The following is a 16580-nucleotide window of genomic DNA, read 5'->3' on the forward strand; positions in this document are numbered from 1 at the left end:
GCGGGACGGACGACCACCAGGGACCCCGAGCGCTCTGCACCCGCACATGACACCGCACGGCCTGCGCCGCGCACCAGCCGGGCGGGGCATCGGGGCGACTCGCGGCGCGGCACCCAGAAACTGACGCACCTTTTATGACATTTTGGCGATTCGTATGCCGTATCACCTGCGGGGAGGCCTTTGTGCGGGACAGCGCGGACGCGGCGGACGCGGACGCCGGTGCTGCCGGGGACCGGCCTGCCGGGCCCGGTCCGGGCACCACGACCGAGCCCGACGCGCTGCTGCTGCGGGCCGGCCGATTCTTCCGCCCCGGCACGCCGGCACCGGACCTGCACAGCCTGCGGATCGAGGGCGGCCGGGCCGGTGACGCGTTCTACCGGGACCGCTGGAGCCACGACAAGGTCGTCAACTCCACGCACGGCGTGAACTGCACGGGGTCGTGCCGGTGGAAGGTCTACGTCAAGGACGGGATCATCACCTGGGAGACGCAGGCCACCGACTACCCGTCGGTAGGCCCGGACCGGCCCGAGTACGAGCCGCGCGGGTGCCCGCGGGGCGCCGCGTTCTCCTGGTACACCTACTCCCCCACCCGGGTCCGCCACCCGTACGTCAGGGGCGTGCTGCTGGAGCAGTACCGGGAGGCCAGGCGGCGGCTGAAGGATCCCGTCGCGGCCTGGGCCGACATCCAGTCCGACCCCGCGCGCCGCCGCGCCTACCAGCAGGCCCGGGGCAAGGGCGGTCTGGTGCGGGCGAGTTGGGACGAGGCGGTGGAGATCGTCGCGGCCGCGCACGTCCACACCATCAAGCAGTACGGGCCCGACCGGATCGCCGGCTTCTCACCGATCCCGGCGATGTCGATCGTCTCGCACGCGGCCGGCGCCCGGTTCCACTCGCTCATCGGCGCGACCATGCTGTCGTTCTACGACTGGTACGCGGACCTGCCGGTGGCCTCGCCGCAGGTCTTCGGCGACCAGACCGACGTGCCGGAGTCCGGTGACTGGTGGGACGCCGCCTACCTGATGATGTGGGGTTCCAACGTCCCGGTCACCCGCACCCCGGACGCCCACTGGATGGCCGAGGCGCGCTACCGCGGCCAGAAGGTCGTGGTGGTCTCGCCCGACTACGCGGACAACACCAAGTTCGCCGACGAGTGGGTGCACCCGCATCCCGGCACCGACGGCGCGCTCGCCCTGGCGATGGGCCACGTGGTCCTGCGGGAGTTCTTCGTCGACCGGCAGGTGCCGTTCTTCGACAGCTACGTGCGCACCTACACCGACCTGCCGTTCCTGGTGACGCTGGCCGAGCGGGACGGCGCCCGCGTGCCGGACAAGTTCGTGCGTGCCTCGGACCTCGGGGACACCGGGGAGGGTGCGGAGTGGAAGACGGCCGTGCTCGACGAGGCGACCGGCGCACCGGTGGTGCCCGGCGGGTCGCTGGGCTTCCGCTGGACCGAGTCGGGCAAGGGCCGCTGGAACCTCGACCTCGGGGACGTCCGTCCGCGGCTGTCGCTGTACGGCGAGGGGGCCGAGGCCGTCGAGGTGCTGCTGCCGCGGTTCGACACCGAGGGCGGCGAGCACGGGCAGGGGCGCGGCGAGACGGTGGCCCGCGGGGTGCCGGCGGTCCGGCTGGGCGGTGCCGGCGGCCCGCTGGTGACGACGGTCTTCGACCTGCTCCTCGCGCAGTACGGGGTGGGACGCCCCGGCCTGCCCGGGCGCTGGCCGTCGTCGTACGACGACGCGGGCACGCCGGGGACGCCCGCGTGGCAGGAGATGCACACCTCGGTGCCGGCCGCCCAGGCGGTGCGCCTCGCCCAGGAGTTCGCCCGCACCGCGGAGGAGTCCCGTGGCCGCTGCATGATCCTGATGGGCGCCGGCACCAACCACTGGTTCCACTCAGAGACGATCTACCGGACCTTCCTGGCGCTGCTGCAGCTGACCGGGTGCCAGGGGCGCAACGGCGGCGGCTGGGCGCACTACGTGGGTCAGGAGAAGTGCCGGCCGCTGACCGGCTGGGCGACGCTGGCCGGCGCGAGCGACTGGTCGCGGCCGCCGCGGCAGGCGATCGGCACCGGCTACCTCTTCCTGCACACCGACCAGTGGCGCTACGACCGCTTCCGCGCCGACGTGCTGGCGTCACCGCTGGGCACCGGCCGGTTCGCCGGCATGGCGGCGGTCGACCTGCTGGCGCAGTCGGCGCGGTCCGGCTGGATGCCGTCGTATCCGACGTTCGACCGCAACCCGCTGGATCTTGCGGACGAGGCGCGGGCGGCCGGCACCGACCCGGTGCAGCACATCGTCGGCGAACTGCGGTCCGGGCGGCTGTCGTTCGCCTGCGAGGACCCGGACGCGCCCGCCAACTGGCCCCGGGTGATGACCCTGTGGCGGGCGAACCTGCTCGGCTCCTCGGCCAAGGGCGCGGAGTACTTCACCCGGCATCTGCTGGGCACGCACTCGTCGTTGCGCGCCCAGGAGGCCGAGCCCGCCATGCGTCCCAGGGACGTGGCGTGGCACGACGAGGCGCCGGAGGGCAAGCTCGACCTGCTGCTGTCCCTGGACTTCCGGATGACGTCCTCCACGCTGCTGTCCGACGTGGTGCTGCCGGCCGCCACCTGGTACGAGAAGCACGACCTCTCATCGACCGACATGCACCCGTTCGTCCATTCCTTCGCGCCGGCGATCGACCCGCCGTGGCAGGCCAGGACGGACTTCGAGACGTTCCATGCGATCGCCGGCCGGTTCAGCGAGCTGGCCGCGGACCATCTCGGGGTGCGGCACGACGTGGTGGCGACCGCCCTGCAGCACGACACGCCGGGCGAGACCGCCCAGCCCGGCGGGGTGGCGCTGGACTGGCGGCGCGGCGAGTGCGAGCCCGTGCCGGGGGCGACCATGCCGAACCTGGTGGTGGTCGAGCGCGACTACCCGGCGGTCGGCGCGAAGATGGCCTCGCTCGGGCCGCTGGTCGAGCAGGCGGGTCTGCCCGCCAAGGGCGTGGTGCTCAGGCCCGTCGAGGAGGTCGACGGGCTGCGGGCGCTCAACGGCGTGGTGCGGGGCGGCCCGGCCGACGGCCGGCCGGCGATGGACACGGCCGTCAAGGCGGCCAACACCATCCTGACGCTGTCCGGCACCACCAACGGGCGGCTGGCCGTGCAGGGCTTCCGCGCCCTGGAGGAGCGCACCGGGCGGGAGATGGCGCACCTGGCCGCCGAGCACGAGGGCAAGCGGGTCAGCTACGCCGACACGCAGGCGGCCCCGGTGCCGGTGATCACCTCGCCGGAGTGGTCGGGCAGCGAGTCCGGCGGGCGCCGGTACACCGCGTTCACCCTCAACACCGAGCATCTCAAGCCCTGGCACACCCTCACCGGCCGGCAGCAGTTCTTCCTCGACCACGACTGGATGCACGAGGTGGGCGAGGCGCTGCCGGTGTACCGGCCCCCGCTGGACATGCACCGGCTGTTCGGCGAACCGGTGCTGGGGCCCGACGGGCAGCGTCAGGTGACGGTCCGCTATCTCACCCCGCACAACAAGTGGTCGATCCACTCCGAGTACCAGGACAACCTGTTCATGCTGTCGCTGTCCCGCGGCGGCCAGGTGGTGTGGATGTCGGTGGCGGACGCGGCCGCGATCGGGGTGCGGGACAACGACTGGATCGAGGCGGTCAACCGCAACGGTGTGGTCGTCGCCCGCGCGATCGTCTCGCACCGCATGCCGCCGGGAACGGTGTACATGCACCACGCGCAGGAGCGCACCGTGAACGTCCCGAGGACCGAGACCACCGGCCGCAGGGGCGGCATCCACAACTCGCTGACCCGGCTGATGCTCAAGCCCACCCATCTGATCGGCGGCTACGCCCAACTGTCCTGGGCGTTCAACTACTTCGGCCCGACCGGCAACCAGCGCGACGAGGTGACGGTGATCCGCCGCCGCTCGCAGGAAGTGCGGTACTGACATGTCCCGAGGCCAGGCAACGATCGGCCGCTGCATGGCGCAGGTCGCCATGGTGATGAACCTGGACAAGTGCATCGGCTGCCACACCTGCTCGGTCACCTGCAAGCAGACGTGGACCAACCGCTCCGGCATGGAGTACGTCTGGTTCAACAACGTGGAGACCCGGCCGGGCCTCGGCTACCCGCGGCGCTACGAGGACCAGGGCACCTGGCGCGGCGGCTGGGTCCTCAACCGCCGCGGGCAGCTCAAGCTCCGCCAGGGCAGCCGCTGGTGGAAGCTGGCGTCGATCTTCGCCAACCCGGTGCTGCCGGTGCTCAAGGACTACTACGAGCCGTGGACGTACGACTACGCCCACCTGACGAACGCACCGCTCGGCGACGACTACCCGGTGGCCGCGCCGCGTTCGCTGGTGACCGGCAAGCCCATGGAGGTGAAGTGGTCGTCCAACTGGGACGACGACCTGGGCGGCGGTCCCGAACTGGCGCCGCTGGACCCGAACGTGGAGCGGGTGCGGGCCGAGGTGGGCGAGCGGATCACGTTCGGGTTCGAGCAGACCTTCATGTTCTACCTGCCGAGGATCTGCGAGCACTGCCTCAACCCGGCGTGCGTGGCGGCCTGCCCGTCCGGGGCGATCTACAAGCGCACCGAGGACGGCATCGTCCTGGTCGACCAGGACGGCTGCCGCGGCTGGCGGCAGTGCGTCACCGGCTGCCCGTACAAGAAGGTCTACTTCAACCACCGCACCGGCAAGGCCGAGAAGTGCACCTTCTGCTATCCGCGGGTGGAGGTGGGGCTGCCGACGGTGTGCTCGGAGACCTGTGTCGGCCGGCTGCGCTACCTCGGCGTGATGCTGTACGACGCGGACCGGGTCACCGCGGCCGCCTCGGTGACCGACGACAAGGACCTGTACCGGGCGCAGTTGGACGTGTTCCTCGACCCCGACGACCCGGAGGTGCAGCGGGCCGCCGAGCGGGACGGCATCGCGCACGAGTGGCTGGAGGCCGCCCGCCGCTCCCCCGTCCGCGACCTGATCTGCCGGTACCGGGTGGCGCTGCCGCTGCATCCGGAGTACCGGACGCTGCCGATGGTCTGGTACATCCCGCCGCTGTCGCCGGTGGTGGAGGCGGTCAGCGAGAGCGGCCGCGACGGAGAGGACGCCGGCAACCTGTTCGGCGCCATCGACGCGCTGCGCATCCCGGTGGAGTACCTGGCGCAGTTGTTCACCGCCGGCGACCCCGCGCCGGTGCGGGCCGCCCTCGACCGGCTCGCGGCGATGCGCGCCCACATGCGCGACCTCAACCTCGGCCGGCAGCCGGACGGTTCGGCGGCCCGCGCGGTCGGTATGACCGGTGACGGGATCGAGGAGATGTTCCACCTGCTGGCCGTGGCCAAGTACGAGGACCGGTACGTGATCCCGACGGCGGCGCAGGCGGACGCCCGGCGCCTGGAGGAGTCGGCGGTGCCGGAGACCTGCAGCCTGGACCACCAGGACGCGCAGGGCGTGGCGGAGGGCGGGCCGTTCGGCGCGGACTCCGGCCGGCGCTCGCTGCCGCTGGTGACCGTGGAGAGTTTCCATGCCCTGCGGCGGCGCCAGACCGCCGACCGCGAGGAGGAGGTGCCGGGACCGTGAACCGAGACACGCAACTGCTGCACCAGGCGGCCGCACGCTGCCTGGCCTACCCCGACGGGGACTTCCACGCCGACGTGCCGCTGCTGCGGGCGGCGCTGGCGCCGCTGCGCGGCCGGCCCGCGGACACCCTGCGGCTGTTCCTGGAGCAGGCCACCGCGCTCACCCCCACGACGCTGGCCGAACACTACGTGCGGGTCTTCGACTTCGGCCGCCGGGCCTGCCTGTACCTGACGTGGTGGACGGACGGCGACACCCGGCGCCGCGGCGGCGCGCTGGTCCGCTTCAAGGAGCACTACCGCGCGCACGGCTTCACCTGGGACAGCGACGAGCTGCCCGACTTCCTTCCGGCCGTCCTGGAGTTCGCCGCCGCGAGCGGCTCCGACGCGCTGCTGCGCGAGCACCGGCCCGCCCTGGAACTGCTGCGCCTGGGGCTGGCCGAGGACGGCACGCCGTACGCGCAGGTGCTCGACGCGGTGTGCGCGACGCTGCCGGGCCCCTCGGCCCGGGACCGGGCGGCGGCCCTCGCGCTGGCCGCCGGCGGCCCGCCCACCGAGGAGGTCGGCCTGGCGACCGCGCCCTACGGCCACCTGCGGCAGCTGCCGCTGCTGACCGGGGGACGGCGGTGAGCACCCTGCTCTGGGGCGCGCTGCCCTACATCGTGTTCGCCCTGCTGGTCTCCGGCCTGGTGTGGCGCTACCGCTACGACCGGTTCGGCTGGACCACCCGCTCGTCGGAGATCTACGAGTCCCGGCTGCTGAACGTCGCCTCACCGATGTTCCACTACGGCATCCTCTTCGTGCTCGTCGGCCATCTGATGGGCCTGTTCGTGCCGGCGTCGTGGACCGACGCGCTCGGCCTGAGCGAGCACGGCTACCACCTGCTGTCGCTGTTCGGCGGCACCATCACGGGGCTGCTCGCGGTGGCGGGCATCGGCATGCTGGTCTACCGCCGCCGCACCAACTCGGCGGTGTTCCGGGCCACCACCCGCAACGACAAGCTGATGTACGTGGTGCTGGTCGGCGCGATCGTGGCGGGCCTGGTGACCAAGCTGATGCACTCCTCGCTCAGCCACGGGTACGACTACCGCGCCACCATCGCCCCCTGGGCGCGCAGCCTGTTCCGGCTCCATCCGGACGTCGGCCTCATGGACGGGGTGCCGGTCAGCTACCAGGTGCACGCCGTGATCGGCATGGTGCTGTTCGCGCTGATCCCCTTCACGCGCCTGGTCCACATGTTCAGCGCGCCCGTGCAGTACCTGTTCCGGCCCTACATCGTGTACCGCAGCCGCGGCAGCCGCGAGCTGCCCGGTGCCCCGCCGCCGCGGGGCTGGGAGGGCGTCGGTTCCTGAGCCGGTGGCGCCGCGGGGTCCTACCGCAGGTCGAGGGCGATGCGGCTGCCCGGCGCCACCGCGAGGGCCCGGTCGCCGAGCGCGATCCGCAGCGGGCCCTGCCCGGAGTCCGGGACGGCGACGTGCAGCCGCCCGGAGCGCAGCGTCAGGCCGATCCCCCAGTGCTCGCCGTACCGCACGGCCACGTGGAAGCTGGACAGTTCGGGCAGCGGCACCGGGTCCAGCCGCAGCCCGTCCGCGCCGGCCACGAGACCGGTCAGCCCGCGCTGCACCAGGTCGAGGGTGCCGCCCATCGCCCCGAGGTGGATGCCCTCCGCCGTCGTCCCGCCCTGCACGTCGGCGACGTCGCCGAGCAGCGCCTCGCGGACGTACATCCAGGCGTCGGCACGGCGCGAGCGGGCCAGCACCCAGCCGTGGACGAGGCCGCTGAGCGTGGAGCCGTGACTGGTGCGCGCCAGGTAGTGGTCGACCGTCGCCTCCCAGGTGGCGTCGTCCACGTGATGGCCCAACCGCCGGAACATCCCGGCGAGTTCGGCGGGCGGGAACAGGTACCCGAGCATCAGCACGTCGGCCTGCTTCGACGCCTGGTAGCGGTTGACGCTGTCGCCCTCGGCCTCCAGGATCCGGTCGAGCCGGCGGATGTCGCCGTAACGGCGGCGGTAGGCGACCCAGTCCAGCTCGGCGAGGCCGCCGTAGCCCTCGAACTGGCTGATGACGCCGGAGTGGAACGGGACCCGCAGCCTTCGCGACACCTCCTCCCACAGCTCCGTCTCCTCCTGGCCGCAGCCGAACCGCTCGAACAGCTCGTCTCGGCGCGGCGCCGGCAGCGCCGCCACCAGCTCCAGCGCCCGGCTCAGCACCCAGGCCGCAGTGACGTTGGTGTAGGTGTTGTCGTCCAGGCCCGGTTCCGCGGCGCCCGGGTACGCGTCGTGGTACTCGTCCGGGCCGACGACGCCGCGGATGCGGTACCGCTCGGAGCCGGGGTCCCAGACCGCGGTGTGCGCCCAGAACCGGGCGATCTGCAGCAGCATCTCGGCTCCCTCCCCGTGCAGGAACGCGATGTCGCCGCTGGCCAGGCAGTACTGCCAGATGTTGTACGCGACCGCGGAGCCGACGTGGTGCTGAAGATGGGAGTGGTCCGGCAGCCAGCGTCCTGAGCGCGGGTTGAGGTGCAGGCGCTGGGTCTCCTCCCGGCCGTCGCTGCCGCTCTGCCACGGGTACATCGCCCCTGGCCGGCCGATCGCGGCCGCCGACCGGCAGGCGGCGTCCAGCCGGCGGTGCCGGTACGCCAGTAGGCCCCGCGACACCTCGGGCAGGTGGAGGTTGAGGAACGGCAGCACGAACAGCTCGTCCCAGAACACGTGCCCCCGGTACGCCTCGCCGTGCAGCCCGCGCGCGGGCACGCCCGCGTCCAGGTCGGCGGTGTGCGGCGACAGCGTCTGCAGGACGTGGAAGAGGTGCAGCCGCAGCACCCGCCCCGCCTCCCCCGGCACGTCGAGCTCGGCCCGCTGCCACAACTGCGCCCAGGCGCCGGCGTGCTTGTCGAGCAGCACCGCGAACTCCGGTGCGCCGGCGACCCGTTCGGCCGCCGCGTCCTCCGGGTCGCTGATCGCCGGGTCGCGCGAGGTGAGCAGTGCGACGGTCTTCTCGACGACGACCGGCCGGCCGTCGGCGACGGCCGTCGTCAAGCGGTGCCGCACGGCGGCATCACCCGGCTCCACGACCGACGTCATGCCCTCCGCGCCGCAAAGCCGGGTGCGGGCGGCCAGCGCGATCCGGATGCCGGAGGAGGAGGTGCGGCAGCTCAGGCGCATCGTGTCCGCGTCGCCCGCCCCGGCGCGCACGTCGGTGAGGTGGCGGCCGGCCAGGTCCCGGTACCGCTGCACACCGGAGTTGCGGACGTCGCCGTCCAGCCCGGCCTCGATCTCCAGCTCGCCCGACCAGCCGGCCGCGGTGATCCGCACCCGCTGCCCGGCCAGGTGCGGATCGCCCATGTGGACCAGGCGGGTCTCCTCGGACTCCACCTCGCGGCCGGCCGCGTCCCGCAGCCGCATCCGGCGCACCAGCACGCCGCGGCGCAGGTCGAGGTGCTGCTCGTAGCCGGCGACGCCGCAGGTGTCGGGGCTGAACCACTCGCCGCCGGCGGCCCGGAACCGCAGCGGCAGCCAGTTCGGCAGGTTGACCATGTCCTCGTTGTCCACGTCGCGGCCCGCGACGTGCGAGGTCAGCCGGTTGTAGCAGCCGGCCGCGTAGGTGCCGGGGTAGTGGGCGGCGCCCGCCGCGGCCTCGGGCGCCGCGCCGCGGGTGGCGAAGCGGCCGTTGCCCAGGGTGCACAGCGCCTCCCGCAGCCGCTCCTGCGGGGGGTCGTAGCCCTCGTAGCGCCACGTCCACTCCGGGTCGGCCGGCATCCACCGCTCCACGGCAAGCGCCTACCCGGGCCCGACGCGGCGGCCGCTGACGGACTCCGGCCGGATGCGCACCCACTGGTTGCGGTCGCCGCCGACCCAGGGCTGCCCGGCGTGCTGCTCGCTGAGGACGCGGCTCTCCGCCGGGTCCCCGATCCACTCGGCGGGGCCGGTGACGAGCACGCTCCACCCCTGCTGGAGATGATCGTCGGTGTGGTCGGCCTGGAAGGACACCACGGCGCCCTGCACGGGGGCGGCCGGGCCGTCCGGCGTGGTGCGGTAGACCACGGTCCTGTCGTCGACGGCGTAGTGCACGGGAAACACCGAGGGGCCCGGCTGCACCGGCAGCGCGATCCGTCCCACGCCGTGGGTGCCGATCCTGTTCCAGCACTCGGCCACGCTCAGCCGGCGCAGGACGAGCGGCTCCCCGTGCTCGGAGGGCGCGTCGTCCGGCTCCTCGACGAGCTGCCGGTACGTCAGGTCCAGCGCGGTGGCGATCCGCAGGAACCCGCCGGGGTCGAAGTCGGGGCCCGCCTCCAGCAGGTGCTGGAGGTAGCGGGGCGACATGCCGGCGTGGGAGGCCAGTGCCTCGCCGGACAGGCCCAGCCCGTTCCGCCGGTTCTCGACGTGCCGCGCGACGACGGCCGGGTCGATCCGCCGGCCGCCGTCCTCGCTGCTCTCGTCCACCGCGCATCCTCCTCCTCGGCCGGGTCGGCAGCTCTGCTCCCAGCCTCACCCAGGACGGCGGGACCTGCCACGCGGTGGCCGCCGGGCCGGGGTGCGCCGTGCCGGGGGCGCCGGGGCCGGACGGGGCTGCCGGGCGTCACGGCGGCGGGCCGTATCCGCCGCCGCCCGGTGTCTCGACGACCAGCACGTCCCCGGCGCCGAGGGACGCGCTGTCGCTGCGCTCCAGGTGCTCGACCGTGCCGTCCGCCCGCTCCACCCGGGCCGAGCCGAGCGCGCCCGGTGAGCCGCCGGCCATGCCGTACGGGGGCACCTGCCGGTGGCTGGCCAGGGTGCTGACCGTCACCGGTTCCAGGAACCGCAGGCGGCGCAGCGCGCCGTCGCCGCCGCGCCACCGTCCGGCGCCGCCGCTGCCGGGCCGCACGGCGAACTCCTCGACGCGCACCGGATGCCGCCATTCGAGGACCTCGGGGTCGGTCAGCCGGGAGTTGGTCATATGGGTCTGCACCACGCTGGCGCCGGCGAAGCCGGGCCCGGCCCCCGAGCCGGACGCCACCGTCTCGTAGTACTGGTGCCGCTCGTTGCCGAACGACACGTTGTTCATGGTCCCCGAGCCCTCGGCCTGCACGCCCATCGCCGCGTACAGGGCGCCGACCAGGGCCTGCGAGGTCTCGACGTTGCCCGCGACGACGGCGGCCGGCGGGCGGGGCGCGAGCATCGAGCCCTCGGGCACGACGATGTGCAGCGGGCGCAGGCAGCCGTCGTTGAGCGGGATGTCGTCGGCGACCAGGGTGCGGAAGACGTAGAGCACCGCCGCGGTGGTCACCGAGGAGGGGGCGTTGAAGTTGGTGGCGAGCTGCGGCGAGCTGCCGGTGAAGTCGAGGGTGGCGGTGCGGCGGGCGTGGTCGACGGTCACCGCCACGGCGATGGTCGCGCCGCCGTCGGTCTCGTAGCGGCACGAGCCGTCATGAAGCGCGTCGATGACCCGGCGGACCGCCTCCTCGGCGTTGTCCTGCACGTGCCGCATGTACGCCTGGACCACGTCGAGCCCGAAGTGCCCGATCATCCGGCCGACTTCGTCGACGCCCTTGCGGTTGGCGGCGATCTGGGCGCGCAGGTCGGCGAGGTTGGTGTCGGGGTTGCGCGACGGGTAGGGGCCCTCGGTGAGCAGCCGCCGGGTCTCGGTCTCGCGGAACCGGCCGTGCTCCACCAGCGGCCAGTTGTCGAACAGCACGCCCTCCTCCTCGATGCGGCGGCTGCCGGCCGGCATCGAGCCGGGGCTCAGCCCGCCGATCTCGGCGTGGTGGCCGCGGGAGGCGACGTAGAAGAGGATCTCGCCTCCGGCGCCCCCGGTGGCCTGAGCAGTGGCCTGCTCGGTGGCCTGATCGGTGACCGCGCCGGTGACGCCGCCGTCCGCGCTGCCGCTCCCGGTGCCGAACACCGGGGTGATCACGGTGATGTCCGGCAGGTGGGTGCCGCCGTGGTAGGGGTCGTTGACCGCGTAGGTGTCGCCCGGTGCCATGGCGCCCGCGCGGCGCCGCACCACCTCCTTGACGCTGGTCCCCATGGAGCCCAGGTGGACCGGGATGTGCGGCGCGTTGGCGATGAGGTTGCCGTCGGGGTCGAAGAGGGCGCAGGAGAAGTCCAGCCGCTCCTTGATGTTGACGGACTGCGCGGTCGACTCCAGCCGCGCGCCCATCTGTTCGGCGATCGACATGAAGAGGTTGTTGAAGATCTCCAGCATGACGGGGTCGGCGTCGGTGCCGACGGCGCTGCCCGCGGGCGCCAGGACGCGCTGCATCAGCAGGTGGCCCTCGGGGGCCGCCGTGGCCTGCCAGCCGGCGTCGACGACGGTGGTCGCGTTCGCCTCGGTGATGAGGGCGGGCCCGGTCACCGACGCGCCGGGCGGCATCGCCTCGCGCCGGCGCAGCGGCACCTCCCGCCAGCTCCCGGCGGCGAACATCGGGACGGTCCGCCCGTCCTCGTCCCCGCCGGCGCCCGCACCGCCGTCGCCTTCGTCGGCACCGGCGCCGAGGTCCGGCTGGTCGGTCAGCCCGACGGCCTCGGCCGACAGCGCCTCGACGACGATCGGGCGCTCCATCAGGAAGGAGTACCGGGCCCGGTGGACGGACTCGAAGGCGGCCCGCATGGCGGGGACGTCGGCGAGGTCGACGCCGACCGTGGTGTCGGTGCCCTCGTAGCGCAGGTGGGTGGTGACGGCGGTGCGGACGGCGGAGGCGGGCACTCCCTCGTCGAGGAGTTCGTCGCGGGCCGCGGACTCCACCCGCCCGGCGGCCGCCCGGATCCGCTCCATGGCCTCCGGGTCCAGCGGTTCCTCCACGGACTGCTCGCGCATGGCGGTCGTGTCGGCCAGGCCCATGCCGAGCGCCGACAGCACGCCGGCCATCGGCGGGACCAGCACGGTGCGCACCCCCAGCGAGTCGGCGACCGCGCAGGCGTGCTGGCCGCCGGCCCCGCCGAACGTCGTCAGCGCGTACTGCGTGATGTCGTGGCCCTTCTGCACGGAGATGCGCTTGACGGCGTTGGCGATGTTGGCCACCGCGACCCGCAGGAAGCCCTCGGCGGCCTCCTCCGGTGTCCGTTCGTCGCCGGTCTGCGCGCGGATCCGGTCCGCGAGGTCGGCGAACCGGGTGCGCACCAGGCCGGCATCCAGGGGCTGGTCCCCGCCGGGTCCGAACACGGCCGGGAAATGGGCGGGTTGGATCCGGCCGAGCATCACGTTGGCGTCGGTGACGGTGAGCGGGCCGCCCGCGCCGTAGGAGCACGGGCCGGGATCGGCGCCCGCGGAGTCCGGCCCGACCCGGTACCGGCTGCCGTCGAAGTGCAGCACCGAGCCGCCGCCGGCCGCAACCGTGTGGATGGCGAGCATCGGCGCCCGCAGCCGCACTCCGGCCACCTGGGTGTCGAAGACCCGCTCGTAGGCGCCCGCGTAGTGCGAGACGTCGGTGGAGGTGCCGCCCATGTCGAAACCGATCACCTGCTGGAGGCCGGCCCGTTGCGACATCCGCGCCATGCCGACGATGCCGCCGGCCGGGCCGGACAAGACGGCGTCCTTGCCGCGGAAGTGCCCGGCCTCGGCGAGGCCGCCGTTGGACTGCATGAACATCAGCCGGACCCCGTGCACCTGCTCGGCGACCCGGCGCACGTAGCGGTGCAGCACCGGCGACAGGTAGGCGTCGACGACGGCGGTGTCGCCGCGCGGCACCACCTTCATCAGCGGGCTGACCTCGCTGGACAGCGACACCTGCGGGAATCCGATCTGCTCGGCCAGCCGTCCGATCCGCTGCTCGTGGTCCGGGTGCAGATGGCTGTGCAGGCAGACCACGGCGAGCGCCCGTACCCCGTCGCCGTACGCGGCGCGCAGTTCGCCCTCCAGCCGCTCCAGGTCGGGGGCGCACAGCACGGTGCCGTCGGCCGCCGTCCGCTCGTCGACCTCGATCACCCGCTCGTAGAGCTGCTCGGGCAGCACGATCTCGCGGTCGAAGATGCGCGGCCGGTTCTGGTAGCCGATGCGCAGGGCGTCGCCGAAACCGCGAGTGACGACCAGGGCCACCCGTTCGCCCTTGCGTTCCAGCAGGGCGTTGGTGGCCACCGTCGTGCCCATCCGGACGGCCTCGACCTCCCCGGCGGGGAACGCCTCGCCGTCGGACAGGCCGAGCAGGTGGCGGATGCCGGCCACGGCCGCGTCGGGGTAGCGGGCGGGGTTCTCGGACAGCAGCTTGTGCGTCACCAGGCGCCCGTCAGGCCGGCGCGCGACGATGTCGGTGAAGGTGCCGCCGCGATCGACCCAGAACTGCCACGCCCGGCCGCCCGTCATGCGCCCAGTATCCGGCCGCGCCGGAACCGGGGCAAAACCACCGCCTTCCGCCTCCCCCGTCCGGCCCAACGCGGGGCGCCCGCCGCGCGCACGGCCGCCGCCCGGGCCCGGAACGGACGACGGAGGCGGGGCAGCGGGCGTGCGGACGGGCGGGGGCGGGCGCGCGGCGGGAGTGCGACCGGCCAGGGGCCGGCGGGCCGGCTCCGGTCAGCGGCTGGCGGTGGTCTGCGTCTCGGTGCCGGTCGGCTCCGCGGGCACGTCGGCCGGGCTGTGCGACCGGCGGGCCGGGATCGCCAGCGTGACCAGGGCGGCCAGCAGCGCGCCGGCGCCCGCGATGACGAAACCGGTGCGGAAGGCGTTCTCGGTGGGGATGGCGACCGGGCCCAGCTGCGTCGTCATGTGCGCGAGCACCACGCCGGTCACCGCGCTGGAGGTCGACGTACCGATGGAGCGCATCAGGGTGTTGAGGCCGTTGGCCGCGGCGGTGTCGGCTTGCGGGACCGCACCCATGATGAGCGCGGGCATGGCCGCGTAGGCGAGGCCGATGCCGGAGCTGATGACGGCCGCGAAGACCAGGACGCCCCAGGTGCTGCCCATCAGCGCCAGCGCCAGACCGTAGCCGATGCTGATCACGAGGGCGCCCGCGAACAGCGACGTGCGGGGTCCGCGGGCGGCGGACAGCCGGGCGCCGAGCGGGGAGACGGCCATCATCGCCAGTCCGGAGGGGACCAGCAGCAGGCCGGTCGCGGTCATCGACTGGCCGAGGCCGTAGCCGGTGACCTTGGGCAGTTCCAGCAGCTGAGGCGCGATCAGCGACATGGCGTACATCGAGAATCCGATGACGACCGAGGCCAGGTTGGTCATCAGCACCTGCCGCCGCGCGGTGGTGCGCAGGTCGACCAGCGGCGAGGCGATGCGCAGCTCCCACCAGCCCCAGACGGCCAGCACCACGACGGACGCGCCGAACATGCCGAGGGTCCGCGGGCTGCCCCAGCCCCAGTCGCCGCCCTTGGAGATCGCCAGCAGCAGGCAGACCAGTCCCACTCCGAGCCCCACGGCTCCGACGACGTCGAACCGGCCGGTCGCCGTGGGCTTCGGCGCGGGGACGACCAGGAGCAGCAGCACGGTCACGAGCAGGCCGACGCCGGCCGAGCACCAGAACAGCACGTGCCAGTCGGCGTGCTGGGCGATGACCGCGGCCAGCGGCAGGCCGAACGCGCCGCCGACGCCGAGCGAGGAACTCATCAGCGCCACGGCCGAGCCGAGCTTCTGCGGGGGCAGCACGTCGCGCATGATGCTGATGCCGAGCGGGATCACGCCGGCGCCCACGCCCTGCAGGGTGCGGCCGATGACCATGGGGGCGAGCGAGCTGGTCAGGGCGCACACCAGGGAGCCGACCACCAGCAGCAGGGTGCTGGCGACCAGCACGTGCCGCTTGCCGTAGAGGTCGCCGAGGCGGCCGGCGACCGGCGTGGCCACCGCGGCGGCGAGCAGGGTCGCCGTGATCACCCAGGAGGCGTTGGCCGCGCTGGTGTGCAGCAGGTCGGGAAGGTCCGGGATCAGCGGGATGACGAGCGTCTGCATCAGCGAAACGGTGATGCCGGCGCCGGCCAGCACGCCGACCACCGCTCCGCTGCGCGAAGGGGCGGCTGCCGCAGTGGTCACGAGGTGCTCCAGGGGGCGGTTTCGGGGGGCGGGCCCATGGCGAGAGGTTCGCGATATGGGCCATGCATATGATGTGCATCATACACAGCTCAGACTCGGGCAGTACGGTGGTGGCTGATGAGCGAGACGCGAGGACAGCAGATGGCCCGGCCGGAGGTCGCCGAGCTGGAGCAGGAACTGATGCTGGTGGGCCGGCACAGCGCGCTCAGAAGTCCGTACGGCGCCGTGCCGGGACCGGACGCCCATCTCGAACGCTCCGCGTACATCCTGCTCAGCCGGATCGAGATCGAGGGGCCGATGTCGATCGGCCAGCTCGCCGACGCCTTCGGCCTCGACACCTCGACGGTGAACCGGCAGACCGCGGCGATGCTGCGCACCGGGGTGGCCGAGCGGATCTCGGACCCCGCCGGCGGGATGGCCCGCAAGCTGCGCATCACCCCTGAGGGGGAACGCCGGATGCGCGCCTACCGGGCCTGGGTCGTCACCGGCCTCGACGACCTGCTGGCGGACTGGCCGCAGCGCGACATCGCCGCGTTCAGCGGGTTCCTCGCGCGCTTCAACGAGGCCATCGAGGCCAAGGAGGGCCGCCCGTGGCCCCGCGAGCACGGACCGGTCGCCGGCTGATGCGGCCGGTCGGCTGGCGGGTGACGGCGCGCCGGCCGGATACTGTCCGCACGGCCGGACCGTACGTCCGTCCGCAGGCACCACCGACGTGGAGGCACGCACGCATGACCGCCCAGCTGAAGGACCCCGCCGTGGCCGCCTTCGTCGCCGCCGTGAACGCCGGTGACCGGGACGCCTTCTTCGCGGTGCTGACCGACGACGCGACGATGTCCGACGACGGGTCCGAGCGCGACCTGGCCGCGTGGACCGACAAGGAGATCTTCTCCTCGGCCGGCCGCATGGAGGTCGACCGGGTCAGCCCCGACGGGCACACGCTGGAGGTCACCTACTCCAACTCCACCTGGGGCAGCATGCGCACGCGGTGGACCTTCACCGTGACCGGCGACCGCATCAGCCGTTTCGAGACCGGCCAGGCCTGACCGCGGCCTGCGTCACGGCAGTC

General features: G+C 73.4%; 10 protein-coding genes. 6 read left to right on the forward strand and 4 right to left on the reverse strand.

The genetic code is table 11. From position 1 onward, the window contains the following. Nucleotides 1–278 precede the first annotated feature (278 nt). From ACH4TG_RS14410 to narI, 4 genes are read left to right on the forward strand one after another with little or no spacing between them, the layout of a single operon-like run. Entirely contained in the window at nt 279–3944 is a 3666-nt protein-coding gene (locus ACH4TG_RS14410; protein WP_398242619.1) for a nitrate reductase subunit alpha, read from the forward strand. Between the two features lies 1 nt (nt 3945). Further along, nucleotides 3946–5574, forward strand: a complete 1629-nt coding sequence (gene narH / locus ACH4TG_RS14415) for a nitrate reductase subunit beta (RefSeq protein WP_398242540.1) — start codon at nt 3946–3948, stop codon at nt 5572–5574. Continuing rightward, nucleotides 5571–6200 (forward strand): nitrate reductase molybdenum cofactor assembly chaperone, encoded by a 630-nt coding sequence (narJ, locus tag ACH4TG_RS14420; protein ID WP_398242541.1) that lies wholly within the window; start codon nt 5571–5573, stop codon nt 6198–6200. Before narH ends, narJ begins: the two co-directional genes overlap by 4 nt. After that, complete coding sequence (gene narI, locus ACH4TG_RS14425; RefSeq protein ID WP_398242542.1) at nt 6197–6922, forward strand: respiratory nitrate reductase subunit gamma; 726 nt, start codon at nt 6197–6199, stop codon at nt 6920–6922. The genes narJ and narI overlap by 4 nt, the downstream gene beginning before the upstream one ends. A gap of 20 nt (nt 6923–6942) precedes the next feature. Here the strand turns inward: narI and ACH4TG_RS14430 are convergent, their stop codons facing one another. The 4 genes from ACH4TG_RS14430 to ACH4TG_RS14445 all read right to left on the reverse strand — a co-directional run bounded on the left by ACH4TG_RS14430 (nt 6943) and on the right by ACH4TG_RS14445 (nt 15433). Further along, on the reverse strand, nt 6943–9330 hold the full coding sequence (locus ACH4TG_RS14430; protein ID WP_398242543.1) for a glycoside hydrolase family 65 protein: 2388 nt from the start codon (nt 9328–9330) through the stop codon (nt 6943–6945). 21 nt (nt 9331–9351) lie between these two features. After that, complete coding sequence (locus ACH4TG_RS14435; RefSeq protein ID WP_398242544.1) at nt 9352–10014, reverse strand: helix-turn-helix domain-containing protein; 663 nt, start codon at nt 10012–10014, stop codon at nt 9352–9354. Nucleotides 10015–10150: 136 nt separating this feature from the next. Then, nucleotides 10151–13849, reverse strand: coding sequence for a hydantoinase B/oxoprolinase family protein (locus ACH4TG_RS14440; protein ID WP_398242545.1), 3699 nt, complete (start codon nt 13847–13849; stop codon nt 10151–10153). Nucleotides 13850–14056: 207 nt separating this feature from the next. Next, nucleotides 14057–15433: an MFS transporter gene (locus tag ACH4TG_RS14445; protein WP_398242620.1), complete on the reverse strand. Its 1377-nt coding sequence runs from the start codon at nt 15431–15433 to the stop codon at nt 14057–14059. A gap of 198 nt (nt 15434–15631) precedes the next feature. Here ACH4TG_RS14445 and ACH4TG_RS14450 point away from each other — a divergent pair, with 198 nt between their 5' ends. Next, the gene (locus tag ACH4TG_RS14450) at nt 15632–16138 is read left to right on the forward strand and encodes a MarR family winged helix-turn-helix transcriptional regulator (RefSeq protein ID WP_398242546.1); all 507 of its coding nucleotides are present in this window, start codon (nt 15632–15634) and stop codon (nt 16136–16138) included. A gap of 104 nt (nt 16139–16242) precedes the next feature. Beyond that, nucleotides 16243–16557, forward strand: coding sequence for a nuclear transport factor 2 family protein (locus tag ACH4TG_RS14455; RefSeq protein ID WP_398242547.1), 315 nt, complete (start codon nt 16243–16245; stop codon nt 16555–16557). Nucleotides 16558–16580: the final 23 nt, after the last annotated feature.

Origin of the sequence: Streptomyces sp. NPDC020917 (assembly GCF_044333795.1) — a bacterium.
Lineage (GTDB): Bacteria > Actinomycetota > Actinomycetes > Streptomycetales > Streptomycetaceae > Actinacidiphila.